At 68.3% G+C, this 21,881-nt stretch carries 28 protein-coding genes; 24 read left to right on the forward strand and 4 right to left on the reverse strand.

Features of this window, described 5'->3' with window-relative positions:
* The first annotated feature begins 61 nt into the window (after nucleotides 1-61).
* The 20 genes from rplN (at nucleotide 62) to truA (ending at nucleotide 12,103) form a co-directional block, all read left to right on the forward strand.
* A complete protein-coding gene (gene rplN / locus ACFWVP_RS06750; RefSeq protein WP_003966950.1) occupies nucleotides 62-430 on the forward strand; it encodes a 50S ribosomal protein L14 in 369 nt (122 codons plus the stop codon).
* Between the two features lie 2 nt (nucleotides 431-432).
* On the forward strand, nucleotides 433-756 hold the full coding sequence (gene rplX, locus ACFWVP_RS06755) for a 50S ribosomal protein L24 (RefSeq protein WP_014047788.1): 324 nt from the start codon (nucleotides 433-435) through the stop codon (nucleotides 754-756).
* On the forward strand, nucleotides 756-1,313 hold the full coding sequence (gene rplE / locus ACFWVP_RS06760; RefSeq protein WP_014047789.1) for a 50S ribosomal protein L5: 558 nt from the start codon (nucleotides 756-758) through the stop codon (nucleotides 1,311-1,313). Before rplX ends, rplE begins: the two co-directional genes overlap by 1 nt.
* Before the next feature lie 2 nt (nucleotides 1,314-1,315).
* The gene (locus ACFWVP_RS06765; RefSeq protein ID WP_003948630.1) at nucleotides 1,316-1,501 is read left to right on the forward strand and encodes a type Z 30S ribosomal protein S14; all 186 of its coding nucleotides are present in this window, start codon (nucleotides 1,316-1,318) and stop codon (nucleotides 1,499-1,501) included.
* A 223-nt stretch (nucleotides 1,502-1,724) separates the two neighbouring features.
* The gene (gene rpsH, locus ACFWVP_RS06770) at nucleotides 1,725-2,123 is read left to right on the forward strand and encodes a 30S ribosomal protein S8 (protein ID WP_014154584.1); all 399 of its coding nucleotides are present in this window, start codon (nucleotides 1,725-1,727) and stop codon (nucleotides 2,121-2,123) included.
* 21 nt (nucleotides 2,124-2,144) lie between these two features.
* Nucleotides 2,145-2,684, forward strand: coding sequence for a 50S ribosomal protein L6 (gene rplF, locus ACFWVP_RS06775; protein WP_147959075.1), 540 nt, complete (start codon nucleotides 2,145-2,147; stop codon nucleotides 2,682-2,684).
* A 3-nt stretch (nucleotides 2,685-2,687) separates the two neighbouring features.
* Nucleotides 2,688-3,071, forward strand: a complete 384-nt coding sequence (rplR, locus tag ACFWVP_RS06780; protein WP_069171153.1) for a 50S ribosomal protein L18 — start codon at nucleotides 2,688-2,690, stop codon at nucleotides 3,069-3,071.
* Between the two features lie 47 nt (nucleotides 3,072-3,118).
* Entirely contained in the window at nucleotides 3,119-3,724 is a 606-nt protein-coding gene (gene rpsE / locus ACFWVP_RS06785) for a 30S ribosomal protein S5 (protein WP_056796577.1), read from the forward strand.
* On the forward strand, nucleotides 3,724-3,906 hold the full coding sequence (rpmD, locus tag ACFWVP_RS06790; RefSeq protein ID WP_018550611.1) for a 50S ribosomal protein L30: 183 nt from the start codon (nucleotides 3,724-3,726) through the stop codon (nucleotides 3,904-3,906). Before rpsE ends, rpmD begins: the two co-directional genes overlap by 1 nt.
* A gap of 1 nt (nucleotide 3,907) precedes the next feature.
* Nucleotides 3,908-4,363 (forward strand): 50S ribosomal protein L15, encoded by a 456-nt coding sequence (rplO, locus tag ACFWVP_RS06795; protein WP_384494166.1) that lies wholly within the window; start codon nucleotides 3,908-3,910, stop codon nucleotides 4,361-4,363.
* A gap of 224 nt (nucleotides 4,364-4,587) precedes the next feature.
* A complete protein-coding gene (secY, locus tag ACFWVP_RS06800) occupies nucleotides 4,588-5,907 on the forward strand; it encodes a preprotein translocase subunit SecY (protein ID WP_384494168.1) in 1,320 nt (439 codons plus the stop codon).
* Entirely contained in the window at nucleotides 5,907-6,566 is a 660-nt protein-coding gene (locus ACFWVP_RS06805) for an adenylate kinase (protein WP_384494169.1), read from the forward strand. Before secY ends, ACFWVP_RS06805 begins: the two co-directional genes overlap by 1 nt.
* A gap of 120 nt (nucleotides 6,567-6,686) precedes the next feature.
* Nucleotides 6,687-7,523, forward strand: a complete 837-nt coding sequence (map, locus tag ACFWVP_RS06810; protein ID WP_384494171.1) for a type I methionyl aminopeptidase — start codon at nucleotides 6,687-6,689, stop codon at nucleotides 7,521-7,523.
* Nucleotides 7,524-7,781: 258 nt separating this feature from the next.
* On the forward strand, nucleotides 7,782-8,003 hold the full coding sequence (gene infA, locus ACFWVP_RS06815; RefSeq protein ID WP_003956442.1) for a translation initiation factor IF-1: 222 nt from the start codon (nucleotides 7,782-7,784) through the stop codon (nucleotides 8,001-8,003).
* Nucleotides 8,004-8,063: 60 nt separating this feature from the next.
* Nucleotides 8,064-8,177 (forward strand): 50S ribosomal protein L36, encoded by a 114-nt coding sequence (gene rpmJ / locus ACFWVP_RS06820; RefSeq protein ID WP_003956441.1) that lies wholly within the window; start codon nucleotides 8,064-8,066, stop codon nucleotides 8,175-8,177.
* Between the two features lie 197 nt (nucleotides 8,178-8,374).
* Nucleotides 8,375-8,755, forward strand: a complete 381-nt coding sequence (gene rpsM / locus ACFWVP_RS06825) for a 30S ribosomal protein S13 (protein WP_356640228.1) — start codon at nucleotides 8,375-8,377, stop codon at nucleotides 8,753-8,755.
* 105 nt (nucleotides 8,756-8,860) lie between these two features.
* The gene (rpsK, locus tag ACFWVP_RS06830) at nucleotides 8,861-9,265 is read left to right on the forward strand and encodes a 30S ribosomal protein S11 (protein ID WP_003956432.1); all 405 of its coding nucleotides are present in this window, start codon (nucleotides 8,861-8,863) and stop codon (nucleotides 9,263-9,265) included.
* A 137-nt stretch (nucleotides 9,266-9,402) separates the two neighbouring features.
* On the forward strand, nucleotides 9,403-10,425 hold the full coding sequence (locus tag ACFWVP_RS06835; protein ID WP_003966937.1) for a DNA-directed RNA polymerase subunit alpha: 1,023 nt from the start codon (nucleotides 9,403-9,405) through the stop codon (nucleotides 10,423-10,425).
* A 238-nt stretch (nucleotides 10,426-10,663) separates the two neighbouring features.
* On the forward strand, nucleotides 10,664-11,170 hold the full coding sequence (gene rplQ, locus ACFWVP_RS06840) for a 50S ribosomal protein L17 (protein ID WP_384494172.1): 507 nt from the start codon (nucleotides 10,664-10,666) through the stop codon (nucleotides 11,168-11,170).
* Between the two features lie 78 nt (nucleotides 11,171-11,248).
* Complete coding sequence (gene truA, locus ACFWVP_RS06845; protein ID WP_384494174.1) at nucleotides 11,249-12,103, forward strand: tRNA pseudouridine(38-40) synthase TruA; 855 nt, start codon at nucleotides 11,249-11,251, stop codon at nucleotides 12,101-12,103.
* Here truA and ACFWVP_RS06850 read toward each other — a convergent pair.
* Nucleotides 12,072-13,961: a hypothetical protein gene (locus tag ACFWVP_RS06850; protein WP_384494176.1), complete on the reverse strand. Its 1,890-nt coding sequence runs from the start codon at nucleotides 13,959-13,961 to the stop codon at nucleotides 12,072-12,074. The two genes, truA and ACFWVP_RS06850, sit on opposite strands and share 32 nt — an antisense overlap.
* A 53-nt stretch (nucleotides 13,962-14,014) precedes the next feature.
* Nucleotides 14,015-14,866 (reverse strand): hypothetical protein, encoded by an 852-nt coding sequence (locus tag ACFWVP_RS06855; RefSeq protein WP_384494178.1) that lies wholly within the window; start codon nucleotides 14,864-14,866, stop codon nucleotides 14,015-14,017.
* Between the two features lie 67 nt (nucleotides 14,867-14,933).
* On the opposite strand from ACFWVP_RS06855, the gene ACFWVP_RS06860 reads away from it, so the two are divergent.
* The 4 genes from ACFWVP_RS06860 (at nucleotide 14,934) to glmM (ending at nucleotide 19,377) form a co-directional block, all read left to right on the forward strand.
* Entirely contained in the window at nucleotides 14,934-16,553 is a 1,620-nt protein-coding gene (locus ACFWVP_RS06860; protein ID WP_384494180.1) for an ABC-F family ATP-binding cassette domain-containing protein, read from the forward strand.
* A gap of 225 nt (nucleotides 16,554-16,778) precedes the next feature.
* Complete coding sequence (rplM, locus tag ACFWVP_RS06865) at nucleotides 16,779-17,222, forward strand: 50S ribosomal protein L13 (RefSeq protein ID WP_384494181.1); 444 nt, start codon at nucleotides 16,779-16,781, stop codon at nucleotides 17,220-17,222.
* Nucleotides 17,223-17,267: 45 nt separating this feature from the next.
* Entirely contained in the window at nucleotides 17,268-17,804 is a 537-nt protein-coding gene (rpsI, locus tag ACFWVP_RS06870; RefSeq protein ID WP_384494182.1) for a 30S ribosomal protein S9, read from the forward strand.
* A 214-nt stretch (nucleotides 17,805-18,018) separates the two neighbouring features.
* Nucleotides 18,019-19,377, forward strand: a complete 1,359-nt coding sequence (gene glmM, locus ACFWVP_RS06875; RefSeq protein ID WP_384494184.1) for a phosphoglucosamine mutase — start codon at nucleotides 18,019-18,021, stop codon at nucleotides 19,375-19,377.
* A 40-nt stretch (nucleotides 19,378-19,417) separates the two neighbouring features.
* Here glmM and ACFWVP_RS06880 read toward each other — a convergent pair whose 3' ends face one another.
* Nucleotides 19,418-20,383: a DUF389 domain-containing protein gene (locus ACFWVP_RS06880; RefSeq protein ID WP_384494186.1), complete on the reverse strand. Its 966-nt coding sequence runs from the start codon at nucleotides 20,381-20,383 to the stop codon at nucleotides 19,418-19,420.
* Between the two features lie 17 nt (nucleotides 20,384-20,400).
* On the reverse strand, nucleotides 20,401-21,393 hold the full coding sequence (coaA, locus tag ACFWVP_RS06885; RefSeq protein ID WP_384494188.1) for a type I pantothenate kinase: 993 nt from the start codon (nucleotides 21,391-21,393) through the stop codon (nucleotides 20,401-20,403).
* Nucleotides 21,394-21,881 lie beyond the last annotated feature (488 nt).

The following is a 21,881-nucleotide window of genomic DNA, read 5'->3' on the forward strand; positions in this document are numbered from 1 at the left end:
TCGGTGGGGACTCCTTCACCGGAGTCCCCGCCGGGAACCGGCAGACGATCAGGAGATAGACGTGATCCAGCAGGAGTCGCGACTGCGCGTCGCCGACAACACGGGTGCGAAGGAAATTCTCACCATCCGTGTTCTCGGTGGCTCGGGTCGCCGCTACGCGGGCATCGGTGACGTCATCGTCGCCACCGTCAAGGACGCGATCCCCGGTGGCAACGTGAAGAAGGGTGACGTCGTCAAGGCCGTCATCGTTCGCACCGTCAAGGAGCGTCGTCGTCAGGATGGCTCGTACATCCGCTTCGACGAGAACGCCGCTGTCATTCTCAAGAACGACGGCGACCCCCGCGGCACCCGTATCTTCGGCCCGGTGGGCCGAGAGCTGCGCGAGAAGAAGTTCATGAAGATCATCTCGCTCGCGCCGGAGGTGCTGTAAGCATGAAGATCAAGAAGGGCGACCTGGTTCAGGTCATCACCGGTAAGGACAAGGGCAAGCAGGGCAAGGTCATCGTTGCCTTCCCCGCTCAGGACCGTGTCCTCGTCGAGGGTGTCAACCGGGTCAAGAAGCACACCAAGGCCGGTCAGACGGCTCGCGGTTCGCAGACGGGTGGCATTGTCACCACCGAGGCCCCGATTCACGTCAGCAACGTTCAGCTGGTCGTGGAGAAGGACGGCAACAAGGTCGTCACCCGCGTCGGCTACCGCTTTGACGACGAGGGCAAGAAGATCCGCGTTGCCAAGCGGACCGGTGAGGACATCTGATGACGACCACCACTGCGCCGCGTCTCAAGACGCGCTACCGCGAGGAAATCGCCGGCAAGCTGCGTGAGGAGTTCTCGTACGAGAACGTCATGCAGGTTCCCGGTCTGGTCAAGATCGTGGTCAACATGGGTGTGGGCGACGCCGCCCGCGACTCCAAGCTGATCGATGGCGCCGTGCGCGACCTCACCACGATCACGGGCCAGAAGCCGGCCGTCACCAAGGCCCGCAAGTCGATCGCGCAGTTCAAGCTGCGCGAGGGGCAGCCGATCGGCTGCCACGTCACCCTCCGTGGTGACCGCATGTGGGAGTTCCTGGACCGTACGCTGTCGCTCGCGCTTCCGCGTATCCGTGACTTCCGCGGCCTGTCGCCGAAGCAGTTCGACGGCCGTGGCAACTACACCTTCGGTCTCACGGAGCAGGTCATGTTCCACGAGATCGACCAGGACAAGATCGACCGGGTCCGGGGCATGGACATCACCGTGGTCACCACGGCGACCAACGACGACGAGGGTCGTGCCCTGCTTCGTCACCTCGGCTTCCCGTTCAAGGAGAACTGACCGTGGCGAAGAAGGCTCTGATCGCTAAGGCCGCCCGTAAGCCGAAGTTCGGCGTGCGCGGGTACACCCGCTGCCAGCGCTGCGGCCGGCCCCACTCCGTCTACCGCAAGTTCGGCCTGTGCCGCGTGTGCCTTCGTGAGATGGCTCACCGTGGCGAGCTGCCGGGCGTGACCAAGAGCTCCTGGTAGTTCTCCCTTCGCCTCCGGGCGTAGGTAGGACCAGGAAGCTCTCGGTAAGTATCTGGTCGGCAGGAGCCCTGCTTTTCATGCCGTAGGCTTGAAGGGTTGGGCGCCTGCCGCCCTGACCGACTTACTACGCCGTAGGTCCCCGCACCGCACCCGTCCCGCCACTGAGTGGGGAGAGGGATGGCGCATACAGGAAACCCCGGCGAGAGAGGCCGAAGGCCAACTCATGACCATGACTGATCCGATCGCAGACATGCTCACGCGTCTGCGTAACGCGAACTCGGCGTATCACGACGATGTCGCAATGCCGCACAGCAAGATCAAGTCGCACATCGCGGAGATCCTCCAGCAGGAGGGCTTCATCACCGGCTGGAAGGTCGAGGACGCCGAGGTCGGCAAGAGCCTCGTCCTCGAGCTGAAGTTCGGGCCCAACCGCGAGCGTTCGATCGCCGGCATCAAGCGCATTTCGAAGCCGGGTCTGCGTGTATACGCAAAGTCCACCAACCTGCCGAAGGTTCTCGGCGGCCTGGGCGTGGCGATCATCTCCACGTCCCACGGTCTCCTGACCGGCCAGCAGGCCAGCAAGAAGGGCGTAGGTGGGGAAGTCCTCGCCTACGTCTGGTAGTCGGGAACGGAGGAATAGCTCATGTCGCGAATCGGCAAGCTCCCCATCCAGGTTCCCGCCGGTGTGGACGTCACCATCGATGGCCGCACGGTCGCGGTGAAGGGCCCCAAGGGTTCCCTCTCGCACACCGTCGCCGCGCCGATCGAGGTCACCAAGGGTGAGGACGGCGTGCTCAACGTCGTCCGCCCTAACGACGAGCGTCAGAACAAGGCCCTTCACGGCCTGTCCCGCACGCTGGTGGCGAACATGATCACCGGCGTGACCGCGGGATACAGCAAGGCGCTCGAGATCAGCGGTGTCGGTTACCGCGTCCAGGCGAAGGGCTCCAACCTGGAGTTCGCCCTGGGCTACAGCCACCCGATCCTGATCGAGGCCCCCGAGGGCATCACCTTCAAGGTGGAGTCGCCCACGAAGTTCAGCGTCGAGGGCATCGACAAGCAGAAGGTCGGCGAGGTCTCCGCGAAGATCCGCAAGCTGCGGAAGCCCGACCCGTACAAGGCCAAGGGCGTCAAGTACGCCGGCGAGGTTATCCGCCGCAAGGTCGGAAAGGCGGGTAAGTAAGCCATGGCATACGGTGTAAAGATCGCCAAGGGTGACGCCTACAAGCGTGCCGCCCTCAAGCGCCGCCACATCCGCGTCCGCAAGCACATCTCCGGTTCGCCGGAGCGGCCGCGCCTGGTTGTGACGCGTTCGAACCGTCACATGGTCGCTCAGGTCATCGACGACATCGCGGGCCACACGCTCGCGTCGGCGTCGACCCTGGACGCTTCCATCCGCGGCGGCGAGGGTGACAAGAGCACCCTGGCCAAGCAGGTCGGCGCACTTGTCGCCGAGCGTGCCAAGGCCGCAGGCGTCGAGGCCGTCGTCTTCGACCGCGGTGGCAACCAGTACGCCGGGCGGATTGCCGCTCTGGCTGACGCCGCCCGTGAAGCCGGGCTGAAGTTCTAAGCCCCGGTTCCTACGCACAGCGGACGTAACAGAGAGAGGTAAATCCAATGGCTGGACCCCAGCGCCGCGGAAGCGGTGCCGGTGGCGGCGAGCGGCGGGACCGGAAGGGCCGTGACGGTGGCGCCAGCGCCGCCGAGAAGACCGCGTACGTCGAGCGCGTCGTCGCGATCAACCGCGTCGCCAAGGTTGTGAAGGGTGGTCGTCGCTTCAGCTTCACCGCGCTGGTCGTGGTGGGCGATGGTGACGGCACCGTCGGTGTCGGATACGGCAAGGCCAAGGAAGTTCCCGCGGCCATCGCCAAGGGCGTCGAAGAGGCCAAGAAGAGCTTCTTCAAGGTCCCGCGTATCCAGGGCACCATCCCTCACCCGATCCAGGGCGAGAAGGCTGCGGGCGTCGTTCTGCTCAAGCCCGCTTCCCCCGGTACCGGTGTGATCGCGGGTGGCCCGGTGCGCGCCGTTCTGGAGTGCGCCGGCGTTCACGACATCCTGTCGAAGTCGCTCGGTTCTTCGAACCCGATCAACATCGTGCACGCGACCGTGGCGGCCCTCCAGGGCCTGCAGCGTCCCGAGGAGATCGCGGCTCGCCGTGGTCTGCCCCTCGAGGACGTCGCCCCCGCGGCTCTGCTCCGTGCACGTGCGGGAGCGGGTGCGTAATGGCTCGCCTCAAGATCACGCAGACGAAGTCGTACATCGGCAGCAAGCAGAACCACCGCGACACCCTGCGTTCGCTCGGGCTCAAGCGCCTGCACGACGTAGTTGTCAAGGAGGACCGCCCCGAGTTCCGCGGAATGGTTCACACCGTCCGCCACCTCGTGACGGTTGAGGAGGTTGACTGACATGGCGGAGAACAGCCCGCTGAAGGCCCACAACCTCCGGCCTGCCCCGGGCGCCAAGACCGCCAAGACCCGTGTGGGTCGTGGTGAGGCGTCCAAGGGTAAGACCGCAGGCCGTGGTACCAAGGGTACGAAGGCTCGTTACCAGGTTCCGGAGCGCTTCGAGGGTGGCCAGATGCCCCTCCACATGCGTCTCCCGAAGCTCAAGGGCTTCAAGAACCCGTTCCGCACGGAGTACCAGGTCGTGAACCTGGACAAGCTCGCGACGCTCTACCCCGAGGGTGGAGAGGTCACGGTGGCCGATCTGGTCGCCAAGGGCGCTGTGCGCAACAACCACCTCGTCAAGGTCCTCGGACAGGGCGAGATCTCCGTGGCAGTGCAGGTTTCGGTTGACGCCGTCTCCGGCTCCGCCAAGGAGAAGATTGCCGCCGCAGGCGGCACCGTCACCGAACTCGTCTGAGACAACACGGACAAGTCGGTGGTCTGAACATCCGACCGGGGATGCCTCTCATATGGGGCATCCCCGGTTGGTCGTTCCTAGGGGGGCATGTCCGCCGGTAAGGTGGCGTCCACTGTTGCTGTGGTAAGTCCTGGGCAAGAGCCCGGGGCCCTTTGACTGTTACCTAATCGTCGATCCTCAAGACCGTCACCTCTACGCATTGCGCGGGGGTCGCAGGAGGCACCGTGCTCACCGCGTTCGCCCGGGCGTTCAAGACGCCCGACCTGCGCAAGAAGCTGCTCTTCACGCTCGGCATCATCGTGCTCTATCGTCTCGGGGCGCACATTCCCGTCCCGGGGGTGAGCTACGAGAACGTCCAGATTTGTGTTGATCAGGCCAGCAAGGGCAACAACAGCCTGTTCGGTCTGGTGAACATGTTCAGCGGTGGTGCACTGCTGCAGATCACGATCTTCGCGCTCGGAATCATGCCGTACATCACGGCCAGCATCATTCTTCAGCTGCTGACCGTCGTCATCCCCCGACTCGAAGCCCTCAAGAAGGAGGGGCAGTCGGGCACGGCCAAGATCACGCAGTACACGCGTTATCTGACCGTGGCGCTCGCCATCCTCCAGGGCACCGGCCTGGTGGCAACCGCCCGTAGCGGCACCTTGTTCAGCGGCTGCCCCGTCGCGGACCAGATCGTGCCGAACCAGTCGATCTTCACGACCGTCGTCATGGTCATCACCATGACCGCGGGAACCGCCGCCGTCATGTGGCTCGGTGAGATCATCACCGACCGCGGCATCGGCAACGGCATGTCGATCCTCATGTTCATCTCGATCGCCGCCAGCTTCCCGGGCGCCCTCTGGGCCATCAAGGAGAGCGGCAAGCTCGCCGACGGCTGGATCGAGTTCATCACGGTCATCCTGATCGGCTTCGTGATGGTCGCCCTCGTCGTCTTCGTCGAGCAGGCCCAGCGCCGCGTCCCGGTGCAGTACGCGAAGCGGATGATCGGCCGACGGTCCTACGGCGGTACGTCCACGTACATCCCGCTGAAGGTGAACCAGGCGGGTGTGATTCCCGTCATCTTCGCTTCTTCGCTGCTCTACATCCCGGCTCTGATCGTCCAGTTCTCCAACTCCACCTCGGGCTGGGCGACCTGGATCCAGGACCACTTCGTCAAGGGCGACCACCCGTACTACATCGCGACGTACTTCCTGTTGATCGTGTTCTTCGCCTTCTTCTACGTGGCGATCTCGTTCAACCCCGAGGAAGTCGCCGACAACATGAAGAAGTATGGTGGCTTCATCCCGGGTATCCGGGCTGGTCGACCTACTGCCGAGTATCTGAGCTACGTGCTCAACAGGATCACTTGGCCGGGATCGCTGTACCTGGGTCTGATCGCTCTGGTGCCGACGATGGCGTTGGCAGGCTTCGGCGGTGCCAACCAGAACTTCCCGTTCGGCGGGACGAGCATCCTCATCATCGTGGGTGTGGGTCTGGAAACCGTGAAGCAGATCGAGAGTCAGCTCCAGCAGCGCAATTACGAAGGGTTCCTCCGCTGATGCGAATCGTCCTCGTCGGGCCGCCCGGTGCCGGCAAGGGAACGCAGGCTGCGTACCTTGCCAAGAATCTCTCGATTCCGCACATCTCCACGGGCGACCTCTTCCGCGCCAACATCAGCCAGGGCACGGACCTTGGCAAGCAGGCCCGCGCCTACATGGACGCGGGACAGCTGGTGCCGGACGAAGTCACCATCGGAATGGCCAAGGACCGCATGGCTCAGCCGGACGCCGTCAACGGCTTCCTGCTGGACGGATTTCCGCGCAACGTGGGCCAGGCCGAGGCGCTGGACGAGATGCTCCGGGACGAGAGCGTCAAGCTCGACGCCGTCCTCGACCTGGAGGTCCCCGAGGACGAGGTGGTCAAGCGCATCGCCGGCCGCCGCATCTGCCGCAACGACAGCGCGCACGTGTTCCACGTGACGTACAACCCGCCGAAGACCGACGGCGTCTGCGACGCCTGCGGCGGCGAGCTGTACCAGCGCGACGACGACAGCGAAGAGACCGTGCGTACGCGGCTCGAGGTCTACCACACGCAGACCGAGCCGATCATCGACTACTACCGGGCCCAGGGCCTGGTGGTCACGATCTCCGCGCTCGGCAAGGTCACGGACGTGACCGAGCGGGCCATGGAGGCTCTCAAGAGCTCCGACGAGGGCTGACCCCCCCGCATCACCATCGCAGCCGGCCGCGGCGCCTCAGGGCGTCGCGGCCGACTGTTTGCGCCGTATCGTGGAGTACGGCTCCAACCGTTCCCCTTCGTACGCAGAGAGGCGCCGAGCATGGTGCAGATCAAGACCCCCGAGCAGATCGCGAAGATGCGCGAGGCGGGCCTCGTGGTCGCTGCCATCCACGCCGCCACCCGCGAGGCGGCCGTGCCCGGGGCCACCACGAAGGATCTGGACGAGGTCGCCCGCAAGGTGATCGCCGACCACGGCGCGAAGTCCAACTTCCTGGGATACGGCGGATTCCCGGCGACGATCTGCACCTCGGTCAACGAGGTCGTCGTCCACGGCATCCCGGACGAGGAGACCGTCCTCAAGGACGGCGACATCATCTCGATCGACGCCGGCGCGATCGTCGACGGCTGGCACGGTGACGCCGCGTACACCGCCTTCGTCGGCACCGGTCACGCTCCCGAGCTCGTCGAGCTGTCCCGGGTGACCGAGGAGTCCATGTGGGCCGGGATCGCCGCGATGAAGGTGAACAACCGGCTCGTCGACATCTCGAAGGCCATCGAGTCCTACATCCGCCGCCAGCCCCGCCCGGCCACCGGCAAGTACGGGATCATCGAGGACTACGGCGGCCACGGCATCGGCACCGAGATGCACATGGACCCGCACCTGCTGAACTACGTCAACCGCAAGCGCGGCAAGGGCATCAAGCTGGTCCCCGGCGTCTGCCTGGCGATCGAGCCCATGGTCTCGCTGGGTACGGCGCGGACGAAGGTCCTCGCCGACGAGTGGACGGTCCTCACGACGGACGGGACCTGGTCCTCGCACTGGGAGCACTCCATCGCGCTCACCGAGCAGGGACCACTGGTCCTGACCGCCCCGGACTGCGGGCGTGCCAAGCTCGCGCAGTACGGGGTGGAAGCGGCGCCGGACCCCCTGGGCTGAGACCTCGGCCTCGCTCGGGGCGGTCCCGCGGACGGAGTCCGTCGGGGCCGCCCCGAGCCGTGTCGGGCACCTCGGCCGGCGGGCCCGCCAGGACTGGGCCGGGCATAGGTGTCTAAGGATCAGTCCAAGTGGGCAAACTTGACGGATTCGTCTTTTGGAGTCCGCTGACGTAGACTAACTCGTCGGCTCTCGTGCATCCGTGTGTCCGCATGCGGCGGTGTGAAAGTCGATCAAGGTAGCCGATTCGAAGGGCGAAGCGTGGCCAAGAAGCAAGGTGCCATCGAAATTGAGGGCACCGTGATCGAGTCCCTCCCGAACGCCATGTTCAAGGTGGAACTCCAGAACGGTCACAAGGTCCTCGCGCACATCAGCGGCAAGATGCGGATGCACTACATCCGTATCCTCCCGGATGACCGGGTCGTGGTGGAGCTGTCTCCGTACGACCTGACGCGTGGCCGGATCGTCTACCGGTACAAGTAGATCTTGCCGCCACCCCGTTTCGGCGCGGTGAGGGCACTGACCCGGAGAACCTGACATCCCATGAAGGTCAAGCCGAGCGTCAAGAAGATCTGCGACAAGTGCAAGGTGATCCGCCGTCACGGCCGGGTCATGGTCATCTGCGACAACCTGCGCCACAAGCAGCGCCAGGGCTGACGCACGACCACCTGCATCTCGCAGCTCTTCGCGCGACGCACGTAAACGTACATACGCAGTGCCCGTCCACGCTTCGGCTGACGACACCTCCGGCGGGGGCCGGGGACCCGGGCGTACCACCTCTTCCTTCACAGGCGGGGTCGGCGTTCGGGAGTGGTGCTGTGGAAGACCCCCGAAATAACAACTGGAGCCATTGAATGGCACGCGTTTCAGGTGTTGACATCCCGCGCGAGAAGCGCGTGGAGGTTGCCCTCACCTACGTCTTCGGCATCGGGCGTACCCGGTCCAAGGAGATCCTCGCCACCACCGGCGTGAACCCCGACACCCGCGTTCGTGACCTGGCCGAAGAGGACCTGGTCAAGATCCGCGAGTACGTGGACGCCAACCTCCGCACCGAGGGTGACCTTCGCCGCGAGATCCAGGGCGACATCCGCCGCAAGATCGAGATCGGCTGCTACCAGGGCATCCGGCACCGTCGCGGTCTGCCGGTCCACGGTCAGCGCACCAGCACGAACGCGCGTACCCGCAAGGGCCCGCGTCGCGCCATCGCCGGTAAGAAGAAGCCGGGCAAGAAGTAGTCCTCAGCGGACGCACTGCGGGTGTCCGGATCACCGGAGCTCCGCAGCAACCAGCGGTCTTCGCTGTAGGACCGATCACCTCCCCTCTCCATCTGGAGTAAAGACATGCCCCCCAAGGGTCGTCAGGGCGCAGCCAAGAAGGTGCGTCGCAAGGAAAAGAAGAACGTCGCTCATGGGCACGCCCACATCAAGAGCACGTTCAACAACACCATCGTCTCGATCACGGACCCCTCGGGCAACGTGATCTCCTGGGCCTCCGCCGGCCACGTCGGCTTCAAGGGCTCGCGCAAGTCCACCCCCTTCGCCGCGCAGATGGCCGCCGAGTCGGCCGCCCGCCGCGCGCAGGAGCACGGCATGCGCAAGGTCGACGTCTTCGTGAAGGGTCCCGGCTCCGGCCGCGAGACCGCGATCCGCTCCCTCCAGGCCACGGGCCTCGAGGTCGGTTCGATCCAGGACGTCACCCCGACGCCGCACAACGGCTGCCGTCCGCCGAAGCGTCGCCGCGTCTGATCCGTCACGGTCGGTGACGGCCGTGCGTCAGTAGCGTTGGATTCGGGCGGTATGTCCCTCATCGGGCATGCCGCCCGTATCCTTGTTTCATCTGTCGGGCATCAAATAGTGGGTGCCCACGACTGAAGGATTCCTTCATGCTTATCGCTCAGCGTCCGTCGCTGACCGAAGAGGTCGTCGACGAGTTCCGCTCCAGGTTCGTGATCGAGCCGCTGGAGCCGGGCTTCGGTTACACCCTCGGCAACTCCCTGCGCCGCACGCTCCTCTCTTCGATCCCCGGTGCCGCCGTCACCAGCATCCGGATCGACGGTGTTTTGCACGAGTTCACCACCGTGCCGGGCGTCAAGGAGGACGTGACCGACCTCATCCTCAACATCAAGCAGCTGGTCGTCTCCTCGGAGCACGACGAGCCGGTCGTGATGTACCTGCGCAAGCAGGGTCCCGGCCTGGTCACCGCTGCTGACATCGCCCCGCCGGCCGGTGTCGAGGTCCACAACCCGGACCTGGTCCTGGCCACGCTGAACGGCAAGGGCAAGCTGGAGATGGAGCTGACCGTCGAGCGCGGTCGCGGCTACGTCTCCGCCGTCCAGAACAAGCAGGTGGGCCAGGAGATCGGCCGTATTCCGGTCGACTCCATCTACTCCCCGGTGCTCAAGGTCACGTACAAGGTCGAGGCGACCCGTGTCGAGCAGCGCACCGACTTCGACAAGCTGATCGTCGACGTCGAGACCAAGCAGGCCATGCGTCCCCGTGACGCCATGGCGTCGGCCGGTAAGACCCTGGTCGAGCTGTTCGGTCTGGCGCGCGAGCTCAACATCGACGCCGAGGGCATCGACATGGGCCCGTCCCCGACGGACGCCGCGCTCGCCGCCGATCTGGCGCTGCCGATCGAGGAGCTCGAGCTCACGGTCCGTTCGTACAACTGCCTCAAGCGCGAGGGCATCCACTCCGTGGGTGAGCTCGTGGCCCGCTCCGAGGCGGACCTGCTCGACATCCGCAACTTCGGTGCGAAGTCGATCGACGAGGTCAAGGCGAAGCTGGCCGGCATGGGTCTGGCGCTCAAGGACTCGCCTCCCGGCTTCGACCCGACCGCCGCCGCGGACGCCTTCGGCGCGGACGATGACGCGGACGCCGGTTTCGTGGAGACCGAGCAGTACTGAGTCGCCTCCCGGCGGGGGGTGCCCTCAGGTCTGGGTGCCCCCGTGCCGGGGTGAGGGCTTCTGTCCTCAATCGCCGGACGGGCCTGAACGGGGCCGTCCGTTGCGAGCCGGACGGGCTCGAATTCGGCTGACGGCCGATGAGAGCCGCGGCGAAGCAGAGACTTCCGCGGGGCAGCCGCCTCGGGGGAACTGACACCGGTACCTGATACGGCCGGTGCAGCACACAAGGAGAAAAACCATGCCTCAGCCCGCCAAGGGTGCCCGTCTGGGCGGCAGCGCTGCGCACGAGAAGCTTCTTCTCATCAACCTCGCGAAGTCGCTGTTCGAGCACGGCCGCATCACCACGACCGAGGCCAAGGCCCGCCGCCTGCGTCCGGTCGCCGAGCGCTTCATCACCAAGGCGAAGAAGGGCGACATCCACAACCGTCGCCTGGTGCTGCAGTCGATCACGGACAAGGGCATCGTGCACACGCTCTTCACCGAGATCGCCCCGCGGTACGAGAACCGCCCCGGTGGTTACACCCGCATCACGAAGATCGGCAACCGTCGTGGCGACAACGCCCCGATGGCGGTCATCGAGCTCGTCGAGGCCCTGACCGTGGCCCAGCAGGCCACCGGTGAGGCCGAGGCCGCGACCAAGCGCGCGGTCAAGGAAGACGCCCTCGCGAAGGACGAGGCTCCGGCCGAGACCGTCGAGGACGCCAAGCCGGCCGACGCCGCTGCTGAGGAGTCCAAGGACGCCTGATCGTCCTGAGACCCCGGTACGGGTCCGTATCGCCCTTCGGGGCGGTGCGGGCCCGTTCTGTTTTGAGAGGATGCGCTGGTGAGTGACGAAGCAGAGCCCGGATTCGTACGGGTACGGCTGGACCTTTCGTACGACGGGAAGGACTTCTCGGGCTGGGCGAAGCAGACCAGCAGGCGCACCGTGCAGGGGGAGATCGAGGACGCGCTGCGGACCGTGACGCGGTCCTCGGTGACGTACGACCTGACGGTCGCGGGGCGCACCGACGCCGGGGTGCACGCGCGGGGGCAGGTGGCGCACGTCGACCTGCCGGCCGAGGTGTGGGCCGAGCACGAGGAGAAGCTGCTGCGGCGGATGGCCGGGCGGCTGCCGCTGGACGTACGGATCTGGCGGGCGGCCGAGGCACCGGCCGGGTTCAACGCCCGCTTCTCCGCGCTGTGGCGGCGCTACGCGTACCGGGTGGGGGACCGTCCGGGCGGGGTGGACCCGCTGGTGCGGGGGCATGTGCTGTGGCACGACCGGCCGTTGGACGTGGACGCGATGAACGAGGCGGCCGCGCTGATGGTCGGTGAGCACGACTTCGCGGCGTACTGCAAGAAGCGTGAGGGCGCCACGACCATCCGTACGCTGCAGAAGCTGCACTGGGTACGGGACGAGGAGTCCGGGGTCCTGACGGCGACCGTGCAGGCCGACGCCTTCTGCCACAACATGGTGCGGGCCCTGATCGGCGCGGCGTTGTTCGTCGGGGACGGCCGCCGGCCGTCCCCGTGGCCCGCCGAGGTGCTGGCGGCGAAGGCGCGCGACCCCGCGGTGCACGTGGTGCGTCCGCACGGGCTGACGCTGGAGGAAGTGGCCTACCCGGCCGACGGGTTGCTGGCGGCCAGGGCCGAAGAGGCCCGGAACGTCAGGACGTTGCCGGGGGCGGGCTGCTGCTGACCGGCCGGCGGAGCACCGCACGGCGCAGCCCGGCGGCGAAGTACAGGGCGAGGACGCTCGACACGGTGGAGCGGAACCAGCCGATGTCGGGGGTCCACCAGGCGTAGACCGCCGACGTGGTGAACAGCAGGAGGCCCAGGACGCGCAGGACCCACCAGCGGACCGGGTGGGGTTCGGCCGGTGCGGGGGCCTCGGGGTGGACGCCGTCCTTCGCGGTCATGGTGTCCCGCATGCCCGCCAGGAACCCCCGCCGGGCCAGCACCCGGGCGCCCGGAAGAGCGGCGAGGACCTCCTGGGCGCCGCCGTACCCCGGGGGCAGGGGCGGGAGGCCCAGGGCGGTGAGGAGCTCGGCCTGGTGGCGGGCCGGGTCCCCGGCGGCACGCAGGACGTGGGCCAGGGGGCGGGGGTCGGGCAGGCCGTACGTCCGGGCCAGGGCCGCGGCCGTGGCGGTGGCCTCCGCGTGGTCGGCGGCCGGGGCGGCCGTCTCCCAGGTGTGGGAGGCCACCTTCTTCCCCCGGTGCAGGAGGACGAAGCCGCTGCGCTCCGGGGTGCGGTGCAGGACCAGGGCCGGCCAGTCCTCGCCCGTCGTGAAGTTGTCCGCCGCAGAGGTGAGCGGGTCCTCGGGGAGCAGGGCGGCGCGTCTGCCGCGTACCGGGTCCGGGACGATCTCGACGTAGGTGTGGCCGCTGCCCGCCGGTGCGGTCCGCAGGCTGTGGCCGCAGATCAGCGCGGCCTGGGCGACCTCGGTGGGGCCGGTGGCGGCGATGGCGACCGACCGGGGCGCCTGCTCCTGCTCCCAGACCGGGGCGTCGCCGGCCGGGGGCTTCGGCGACGGGCCGAAGAAGGGGACCTTCATGGCCAGCTCGACCCGGGTGTCGGAGCGGGCCTCCAGGAATTCGCCGCGGGCGTCGCCGAGGTAGGTCCACGGGAACGTGGTGGCGTGGACGCCGATCGAGCGGAAGGCGGTGAGCGCCTCGTCGAAGCGGTTCATCGACCACAGGACCATGGCCAGGTGGTTGCGGAAGCCGGCCGCCTCCCGGTCGCCCGGCGCGTAGCAGTCGGAGAGCGCCTGGGCCCGGGTCACGGCCGCTTCGGCGCGGGCGGTGTACGGGTCGGCGCCGGGCCCCTCGTCGTCGGAGATCAGGTACTCCACCACGGCCTGGAGCGGCAGGGCGTGCAGTGTGGAGCCGGGCGGTGCCTCGTCGGCCACCCGCTCGGCGAAGGCGAACATCTCCTCGTGCGAGCCGTACCACTTCTCGCAGAGGTACTGGAGCGCCTGGACCTGGCAGCCCTCGTGGTGCGGATCGCGGTCGTTGGCCTCGGCCAGGTAGGTGTCGAAGACCTCACGCGGGGCCTGGATGCCCCGGGCCTGGGCCAGCGCGACGCGCCAGGGCACCGGGTCGCCGGGATTGAGCTCCGCCGCCGCGGAGATGACCGGCACGGCGTCCCGCAGCACGGCGTGGAACGCCTGGAACCGGTCGTGCTCGACATGCCGGGCGCGGGCCCCGGTACGGATCTGCCAGGCCTGGCAGACGTACTGGTCGGCCTTGACCAGTACGGCGTCGGGATCCTCCGGCGACTCCTCCAGCCAGCTGTCCAGCCAGCCCTGGTGGTGCAGCGAGGCGCGGGCCAGCCTGGAGACGCAGGCGTCCCTGCGCTCCCACTGGGCGTGTTCACGGGTCGCGGCGAGCAGCTCTGCCGCCGGGGCGTGGTCACCGGCCGCGGCGGCGGAGAGCGCCGCCCGCAGCGAGGGGTCCGGGGCGTCGAGGACCACGGCCTCGTCGGGCGGCAGGTCGGCGCCTATCGCATCACCGTGGCGCAGGACGCGCGGGATCGTGAACAGGGCGGTGAGACGCACGGCGGCGGTCCTCGGGACGGGGGAGGGGACGGGGCTGGTGCGTGGGGGGACGGTCAGGTGGCGGGTGCCTCGGCGGCGGCCGACGCCTGGACCTCACCGCGGTGGCGGATCTGACGGAACGTGAAGTCGGTCAGGTCGTCACCGACCGCGAACACGGCCTTGTCCGCCTTGGTGACGTTCTTGCCGCTGGTGAAGCCGCCGACGGTGAAGTAGGCGTAGCGGCCGTAGGAGTTGGCGGTGCGCCGGCAGACGGAGCCGCCCCGGCAGAAGGTGGGGACGCCCGCACCGTCGAGGGAGGCGATGCCGCCGGACGCCTGCCGCGCAGCCTTCCTCGCCTCGGCCTCGGTGCCGAACACGGCGAGGCCGACGGTCACCGCGACGCCGTCCTTGCTGTACGTGGCACGGATGACCTCGTCGCAGCCGTTGCCGGTGAGGACGGAGCCGAGGGCACCCTGGGTGGTCGCGGCGCAGCTCGTGGTCCGGTTCGTCGCGCCCTTCGCGTACACGCGGTCGCCCATCGTGAGCTTCCTGCCCGGGAAGAAGGCGTCGACGGTGACCGGGGCCTTGTCCTTCCCCGCGTCGGCTATGTAGTCCTTCGGGTCCGGCGGGGGCGGTGGGGCGACCGACGAGAAGGAGGGCTGCGGCACGGAGGACTCCGACGGCAGGTCGGCGGGTCCGGGCAGCTCGCCCGCGTTCGTGCCGGACCCCGGTTTCCCGCCGTCTCCGGTCGTGATGACGGCCGTGGCCACGATCGCCGCGACGGCCGCCGTGGCCACGGCGCCGCCACCGATCATCAGCCACTTCCTGCGCCGTCCGCGCGCCGCGGACGCTTCCGCCAGCGCCGCCCAGTCCGGAGTCCCGCTGTCTCCCGGCCCCCAGGAGGGCCCCCCTTGCCCAAAGCTCATGCGGCGAATCCTAGAGCCTGTGTAAACCGGTTGGGCCAGGGGTTCGCGAGCCGTGACAATGCTCGGTATGGGACATCTCGAAGCAGGCCATCTGGAGTACTACCTACCTGACGGGCGGGTGCTGCTCGGCGATGCCTCGTTCCGGGTGGCCGACGGGTCCGTCGTCGCCCTCGTCGGGGCGAACGGAGCGGGCAAGACTACTCTCCTGAGACTGCTCTCCGGGGAGCTCCAGCCGCACGGCGGTTCGGTGTCGGTGAGCGGCGGACTGGGGGTGATGGCCCAGTTCGTCGGTTCCGTACGGGACGAGCGGACCGTCCGTGACCTGCTGGTTTCCGTGGCCCAGCCGCGCATCAAGGAGGCGGCGAAGGCCGTCGACGCGGCCGAGGAGCGGATCCTCACCGTGGACGACGAGGCCGCGCAGATGGCGTACGCGCAGGCGCTCAGCGACTGGGCGGAGGTGCGGGGGTACGAGGCCGAGACGCTGTGGGACATCTGCACCACGGCCGCGCTCGGCATCCCGTACGAGAAGGCCCAGTGGCGCGAGGTGCGCACCCTCAGCGGCGGCGAGCAGAAGCGGCTGGTCCTGGAGGCGCTGCTGCGCGGCCCGGACGAGGTGCTGCTGCTGGACGAGCCGGACAACTATCTGGACGTCCCCGGCAAGCGGTGGCTGGAGGAGAGGCTCAAGGAGACCCGGAAGACGGTGCTCTTCGTCTCCCACGACCGGGAACTGCTGTCGCGGGCCGCCGAGAAGATCGTGAGCGTGGAGCCCGGCCCGGCCGGCTCGGACGTCTGGGTGCACGGCGCCGGGTTCGCCACGTACCACCAGGCGCGCAAGGAGCGGTTCGCCCGCTTCGAGGAGCTCCTGCGGCGCTGGGAGGAGGAGCACGCCCGGCTGAAGGCGCTCGTCCTGCGCATGCGGCAGCAGGCGGCGAACAGTCCCGACATGGCGAACCGTTACCACGCGATGCAGACCCGCTTCAAGAAGTTCGAGGACGCGGGCCCGCCGCCCGAGCCGCCGCGCGAGCAGGACATCAAGATGCGGCTGCGCGGCGGACGCACCGGGGTGCGGGCGGTGACCTGCAAGAACCTGGAGCTGACCGGCCTGATGAAGCCGTTCGACCTGGAGATCTACTACGGGGAGCGGGTCGCCGTCCTGGGGTCCAACGGATCGGGGAAGTCGCACTTCCTGCGGCTGCTGGCCGGGGACACGGTGGCGCACACCGGGGAGTGGAAGCTCGGGGCGCGGGTCGTGCCGGGACACTTCGCGCAGACACACGCCCACCCGGAGCTGCAGGGCAAGACGCTCGTCGAGATCCTGTGGACGGAGCACGCCAAGGACCGGGGCGGGGCCATGTCCGTACTGCGCCGGTACGAGATGGAGCGGCAGGGCGACCAGGCCTTCGAGCGGCTGTCCGGCGGGCAGCAGGCACGGTTCCAGATCCTGCTGCTGGAGCTGGCCGGCACCACCGCGCTGCTGCTGGACGAGCCGACGGACAACCTGGACCTGGAGTCGGCCGAAGCCCTCCAGGACGGGCTGGAAGCGTACGACGGGACGGTGATGGCGGTCACGCACGACCGCTGGTTCGCGAAGTCCTTCGACCGCTATCTGGTCTTCGGCTCGGACGGGGTCGTGCGGGAGTCCGCGGAGCCCGTCTGGGACGAGCGCAGGGTCGAGCGGGTGCGGTAGCGCGGCGCGTTTTGACCCGTCCGGGTCGTGGCGGGTACTCTCGGCGATTGTTATACGTATTGGCTTCGTCGTTCTCACGCGAAGGGCCCTTACGTAGGTTCCCTGGAGCAGTTACCAGTGGCTCGCATACGGGCAGCGTCCCCGGCATTGTGAGCCCCAGCTGCATATCGCTTCAGGGGTGCCGTGTGTCTGGACCCCATCCACTGAAGAAGCGAAGGCTACGAAGTGCGTACGTACAGCCCCAAGCCCGGCGATGTCACTCGCCAGTGGCACATCATCGACGCCGAGGACATCGTCCTGGGCCGTCTTGCCACCACGGCTGCGAACCTCCTCCGAGGCAAGCACAAGGCGATCTACGCCCCCCACATGGACATGGGCGACTTCGTCATCATCATCAACGCCGGGAAGGTTCACCTCTCCGGCAACAAGAAGACCCAGAAGATGGCGTACCGCCACTCCGGTTTCCCGGGCGGTCTGCGCTCCGTGCGTTACGACGAGCTGCTCTCCAAGAACCCGGAGAAGGCTGTCGAGAAGGCCATCAAGGGCATGATCCCCAAGAACACCCTGGGTCGCCAGATGATCTCGAAGCTGAAGGTCTACGCGGGTGACCAGCACCCGCACGCTGCGCAGCAGCCGGTCCCGTTCGAGATCACCCAGGTCGCGCAGTAGTTCCGGCCTCCCCCCTAAGACGTAAAGAAAGATCTGAGGAGAATCGTGGCCGAGACCACTGTTGAGACGACCGCTGACGACGCAGCGGGCACCGAGGGCGAAGAGACCTTCGCCGAGGTGACCACCTTCGAGTCGGAGGTCCCCGTCGAGGGTGAGTACACCTCCGAGTCGCTCGCGGGCCGCTTCGGCGACCCGCAGCCCGCGGCCGGCCTTGGCCGTCGCAAGAACGCCATCGCCCGCGTCCGGATCGTTCCGGGCACCGGCAAGTGGAAGATCAACGGTCGCACCCTTGAGGACTACTTCCCCAACAAGGTGCACCAGCAGGAAGTCAACGAGCCCTTCAAGGTGCTCGAGCTCGACGGCCGCTACGACGTCGTCGCCCGCATCTCGGGTGGCGGGGTCTCCGGTCAGGCCGGTGCCCTGCGCCTCGGCGTGGCCCGTTCGCTGAACGAGGCGGACGTGGACAACAACCGCGCCACGCTGAAGAAGGCCGGCTTCCTCTGCCGCGACGACCGCGCGGTCGAGCGTAAGAAGGCCGGTCTCAAGAAGGCCCGTAAGGCCCCGCAGTACAGCAAGCGCTAAATCTCGCCTGCTCGTCTGCTTTACACGTTCGCCCCGGCGGCACACCTCGTGCTGCTGGGGCGTTCGTTTATCGGCCCTACCGGGCGTATAACGGCTTAAGACGTTTATAGGGCTGGCGGCTTCGACCGCACTTCACTTCGCTGTGTCTTGCCTTGCTATGCCCTGATTTGATTGCTTTGGTTTTGCGGTTTCGGAGCACCTTCGGAGGACACCAGTGGGACGACTCTTCGGCACGGACGGCGTGCGCGGTGTCGCCAACGCGGACTTGACGGCCGAGCTCGCGCTCGGGCTCTCGGTCGCCGCGGCGCACGTACTGGCCGAGGCGGGCACCTTTGAGGGGCATCGACCGACGGCAGTGGTGGGCCGCGACCCCCGCGCGTCCGGAGAGTTCCTGGAGGCGGCCGTCGTGGCGGGCCTGGCCAGCGCGGGCGTGGACGTCCGGCGGGTCGGCGTGCTGCCGACCCCTGCCGTGGCGTATCTCACCGGCGTGCTCGGCGCCGACATCGGTGTCATGCTCTCCGCCAGCCACAACGCGATGCCGGACAACGGCATCAAGTTCTTCGCCCGTGGCGGCCACAAGCTCGCCGACGAGCTGGAGGACCGCATCGAGACGGTCTACGAGCAGCACCGCACGGGCGAGCCCTGGGCCCGTCCGACCGGCGGCGGCGTGGGCCGGGTCACCGACTACACGGAGGGCTTCGACCGTTACGTCGCCCACCTCATCGGCGTCCTCCCGAACCGGCTCGACGGGCTGAAGGTCGTCCTCGACGAGGCGCACGGCGCTGCCGCCCGCGTCTCGCCCGAGGCGTTCACCCGCGCCGGGGCCGAGGTCGTCACGATCGGTGCCGAGCCGGACGGCCTCAACATCAACGACGGCTGCGGCTCCACCCACCTGGGGCTGCTCCGGGCCGCCGTCGTCGAGCACGGAGCCGACCTCGGCATCGCGCACGACGGCGACGCCGACCGCTGCCTGGCCGTGGACGCCACCGGCGAGGAGATCGACGGCGACCAGATCCTGGCCGTCCTCGCCCTCGCCATGCGCGAGGGCGGGCACCTGCGCAAGGACACCGTCGTAGGCACGGTCATGTCGAACCTCGGCTTCAAGATGGCGATGGAGCGGGAGGGCATCCAGCTCGTCCAGACCGCCGTCGGCGACCGCTACGTCCTGGAGTCGATGAAGGCCGAGGGCTTCGCGCTGGGCGGCGAGCAGTCCGGCCACGTCATCGTCCTGGACCACGCCACGACCGGCGACGGCACGCTGACCGGCCTGATGCTGGCGGCCCGGGTCGCCGCCACCGGCCGTACGCTCGCCGACCTGGCCGGTGTGATGCAGCGCCTCCCGCAGGTGCTCATCAACGTCCCGGACGTCGACAAGTCCCGGGTGGACACCTCGCAGGAGCTGGCCACCGCGGTCGGCGAGGCGGAGTGCGAGCTGGGCGACACCGGACGCGTCCTGCTGCGCAAGTCGGGCACGGAGCCGCTCGTACGGGTCATGGTCGAGGCCGCCGACATCGAGCAGGCGCGCGCCGTGGCCGGCCGGCTGGCCGACGTGGTGAAGTCCGCGCTGGGCTGACAGCCCTCAGCCGGTGCGGGGCCCTCGACGGGGCGCGCTCTCAGCCGGCGCGGGACGGGCCCGGCTTCACCGCCGGGTCCGCCCGCCGCCGCTGCGAGGCCCACAGCGCCTTCTGGAGCAGCAGGGTCAGCGTCCCCGCGACGACGATCCCGCCCAGGTTGGCCAGCAGCTGCGCCGAGGAGCCCCAGGTCTGCTGGAGGTCCTGGTAGCTGAAGGCGACGGCGGCGTTGGCGGCGGCGGGGACGGTGGTCACCGAGATCGCCACGCCGATCAGCGCACCGGACTTCGCCGAGGTCAGCGAGAGCGTCCCGGCGATGCCGGCCAGGAGCGCCACCACGAACGACATCCAGTCCGGATGCCAGATGAACCTGGTGTTGGGCCGGTCCGCCGTGACCATGCCGGCGTCGAACAGCCCGAAGACGTCCATCAGCCACGAGAACCCGGCCGTCACCACCATCGCCACGGCGAAACCGCCGATCAGCGCCCACAGCGACCGTGCGACCAGCCGCGGGGCGCGCTGCACCAGCGCCGTCGAGATCCCGGCCAGCGGGCCGAACTCCGGGCCCACCGCCATCGCGCCCACGATCAGGATCGCGTTGTCGAGCATCACACCGCAGGCGGCCAGCATCGTCGCGACGGAGAGGAACGCCACGTAGGTGACGCTGAAGGTGGACTCCTCGTGGGTCACCTCGCTCAGCTCTTCCCACAGCACCGCGTCCGCGCCCTCCCCGGGCGCCTCCCGCTCGGCCTCGTCGGCGTGCGCGGAGAGTGTCAGGTCCATGTTCTCGACGGTGATCGAGCCGGACCTGTCGATGCCCAGCTTCCGCAACGCGCCGATGAGCTCGTCGCCCGCCTCACGCGCCACGTCGCACAGGACCACGTCACCGGCCGGGCTGCGGGCCACTCCGGCCAGCACCGCGAGATGGGCGGTGCCGACGGTGTGCTCCAGCAGCTCGACCACCTCTTCGGTGCGGTCGGCCGGCACGGTGAGGCGCAGATGCAGCACGGAAGGACCCCCGGGGCTCAGAGCTTGCGCAACGAAAGCCGCTGGACCTTGTGGTCCGGCCCCTTGCGCAGCACCAGGGTGGCACGGCCCCGCGTGGGCGCGACGTTCTCCAGCAGATTCGGCTTGTTGATGGTCCGCCACATGGTGCGCGCGTAGTCCAGCGCCTCTTCCTCGGACACCTGGGTGTACTTGCGGAAGTACGAGAACGGGTTCTGGAACGCCGTCTCACGCAGCCGTCGGAAGCGGTTCAGGTACCAGGTCTCGATGTCCTCGGGCCGCGCGTCCACGTACACACTGAAGTCGAAGTAGTCCGCGAGCCCCACCCTCGTCCGGCCGTCCTGGCCGGGCAGCGCGGGCTGCAGCACGTTCAGGCCCTCGACGATGAGGATGTCCGGACGGCGCACGGTGAGCCGCTCGTCCGGCACGATGTCGTAGATCAGGTGCGAGTAGACGGGCGCCGTCACCTCGTCCTTGCCCGCCTTGATGTCCGCGACGAACCGGGTCAGGGCCCGCCGGTCGTACGACTCCGGGAAACCCTTGCGCGACATCAGCCCACGTGCCTGGAGCTCCTTCATCGGCAGCAGGAACCCGTCGGTCGTCACCAGCTCCACCCGGGGGTGCTCGGGCCAGCGCGCCAGGAGGGCCTGCAGGATGCGGGCGCTGGTGGACTTGCCGACCGCGACACTGCCCGCGACCCCTATGACGAACGGCGTCCCGCGCTGCTCCCCGTGCCCGTTGCCCGCGTCCCCGAGGAAGGTGTTCAGCGCCCCGCGCAGACCGGAGGTGGCCTGGACGTACAGGTTGAGCAGCCGGGACAGCGGCAGATAGACGTCCCGCACCTCGTCGAGGTCGATGACATCACCGAGCCCGCGCAGCCTCTCGACCTCCTCGGCGGTCAGCGGCAGGGGCGTCTTGTCACGCAGCGCGCTCCATTCCGCCCGGGTCAGGTCGACGTAGGGCGTCGGCGCGTGCTCGGTGCGGCGGGGGCTCCGTGCGGGCGAAGTGATCACGTACTCATTGTCGCGGGAGTTCGAACGGAGCGGGGGGTGGGGTCGATCACGTGGGGGAGGGGTGCGGGCGGGAGTGGGGAGCGGTCGAGGACGCCGGGCGTCGGCACCGGGCGGATGAGGACGCGCGGTGATCTGTCCGCTCGACACCTCCGGACCGGTACGCCTACTCGGCGACGCCGATCTGCGATCAGCCTGGTACGACGCGATCAGCGCCGAGGCGAGGGCCTCCTGCTATCCACAGCGTGCGGAGTTCCTCCACAGTGCCCCAACCGGTCGTGAGTACGACGAGACCGTGGACATGTCCGCCGCGCGGGACGTCGGATCGGATCGGCGCGGTGCGGCAGTGTCTGGCCGGGGCCGGGAAGCACCGCAGCGCTCCGGCAGTGGACCTCATGATCGCCGCGACGGCTGCTCACCACGGCCTCGCCGTCCTCCACGACGACGCCTGCTACCGCACCGCTGCCCGGCACGCGCCCGACCCGAAGGGA

This window comes from Streptomyces sp. NPDC058637, assembly GCF_042717325.1.
Classification (GTDB): Bacteria; Actinomycetota; Actinomycetes; order Streptomycetales; family Streptomycetaceae; genus Streptomyces.

Excerpts from the sequence above, each read along its gene's own strand:
- rplX (WP_014047788.1), top strand. The coding sequence starts at position 433 with ATGAAGATCAAGAAGGGCGACCTGGTTCAGGTCATCACCGGTAAGGAC.
- rplE (WP_014047789.1), top strand. The coding sequence starts at position 756 with ATGACGACCACCACTGCGCCGCGTCTCAAGACGCGCTACCGCGAGGAA.
- rpsH (WP_014154584.1), top strand. The coding sequence starts at position 1,725 with ATGACCATGACTGATCCGATCGCAGACATGCTCACGCGTCTGCGTAAC.
- rplF (WP_147959075.1), top strand. The coding sequence starts at position 2,145 with ATGTCGCGAATCGGCAAGCTCCCCATCCAGGTTCCCGCCGGTGTGGAC.
- rplR (WP_069171153.1), top strand. The coding sequence starts at position 2,688 with ATGGCATACGGTGTAAAGATCGCCAAGGGTGACGCCTACAAGCGTGCC.
- rpsE (WP_056796577.1), top strand. The coding sequence starts at position 3,119 with ATGGCTGGACCCCAGCGCCGCGGAAGCGGTGCCGGTGGCGGCGAGCGG.
- rpmD (WP_018550611.1), top strand. The coding sequence starts at position 3,724 with ATGGCTCGCCTCAAGATCACGCAGACGAAGTCGTACATCGGCAGCAAG.
- rplO (WP_384494166.1), top strand. The coding sequence starts at position 3,908 with ATGGCGGAGAACAGCCCGCTGAAGGCCCACAACCTCCGGCCTGCCCCG.
- ACFWVP_RS06805 (WP_384494169.1), top strand. The coding sequence starts at position 5,907 with ATGCGAATCGTCCTCGTCGGGCCGCCCGGTGCCGGCAAGGGAACGCAG.
- map (WP_384494171.1), top strand. The coding sequence starts at position 6,687 with ATGGTGCAGATCAAGACCCCCGAGCAGATCGCGAAGATGCGCGAGGCG.
- rpmJ (WP_003956441.1), top strand. The coding sequence starts at position 8,064 with ATGAAGGTCAAGCCGAGCGTCAAGAAGATCTGCGACAAGTGCAAGGTG.
- rpsM (WP_356640228.1), top strand. The coding sequence starts at position 8,375 with ATGGCACGCGTTTCAGGTGTTGACATCCCGCGCGAGAAGCGCGTGGAG.
- rpsK (WP_003956432.1), top strand. The coding sequence starts at position 8,861 with ATGCCCCCCAAGGGTCGTCAGGGCGCAGCCAAGAAGGTGCGTCGCAAG.
- ACFWVP_RS06835 (WP_003966937.1), top strand. The coding sequence starts at position 9,403 with ATGCTTATCGCTCAGCGTCCGTCGCTGACCGAAGAGGTCGTCGACGAG.
- rplQ (WP_384494172.1), top strand. The coding sequence starts at position 10,664 with ATGCCTCAGCCCGCCAAGGGTGCCCGTCTGGGCGGCAGCGCTGCGCAC.
- ACFWVP_RS06855 (WP_384494178.1), bottom strand. The coding sequence starts at position 14,866 with ATGAGCTTTGGGCAAGGGGGGCCCTCCTGGGGGCCGGGAGACAGCGGG.
- ACFWVP_RS06860 (WP_384494180.1), top strand. The coding sequence starts at position 14,934 with ATGGGACATCTCGAAGCAGGCCATCTGGAGTACTACCTACCTGACGGG.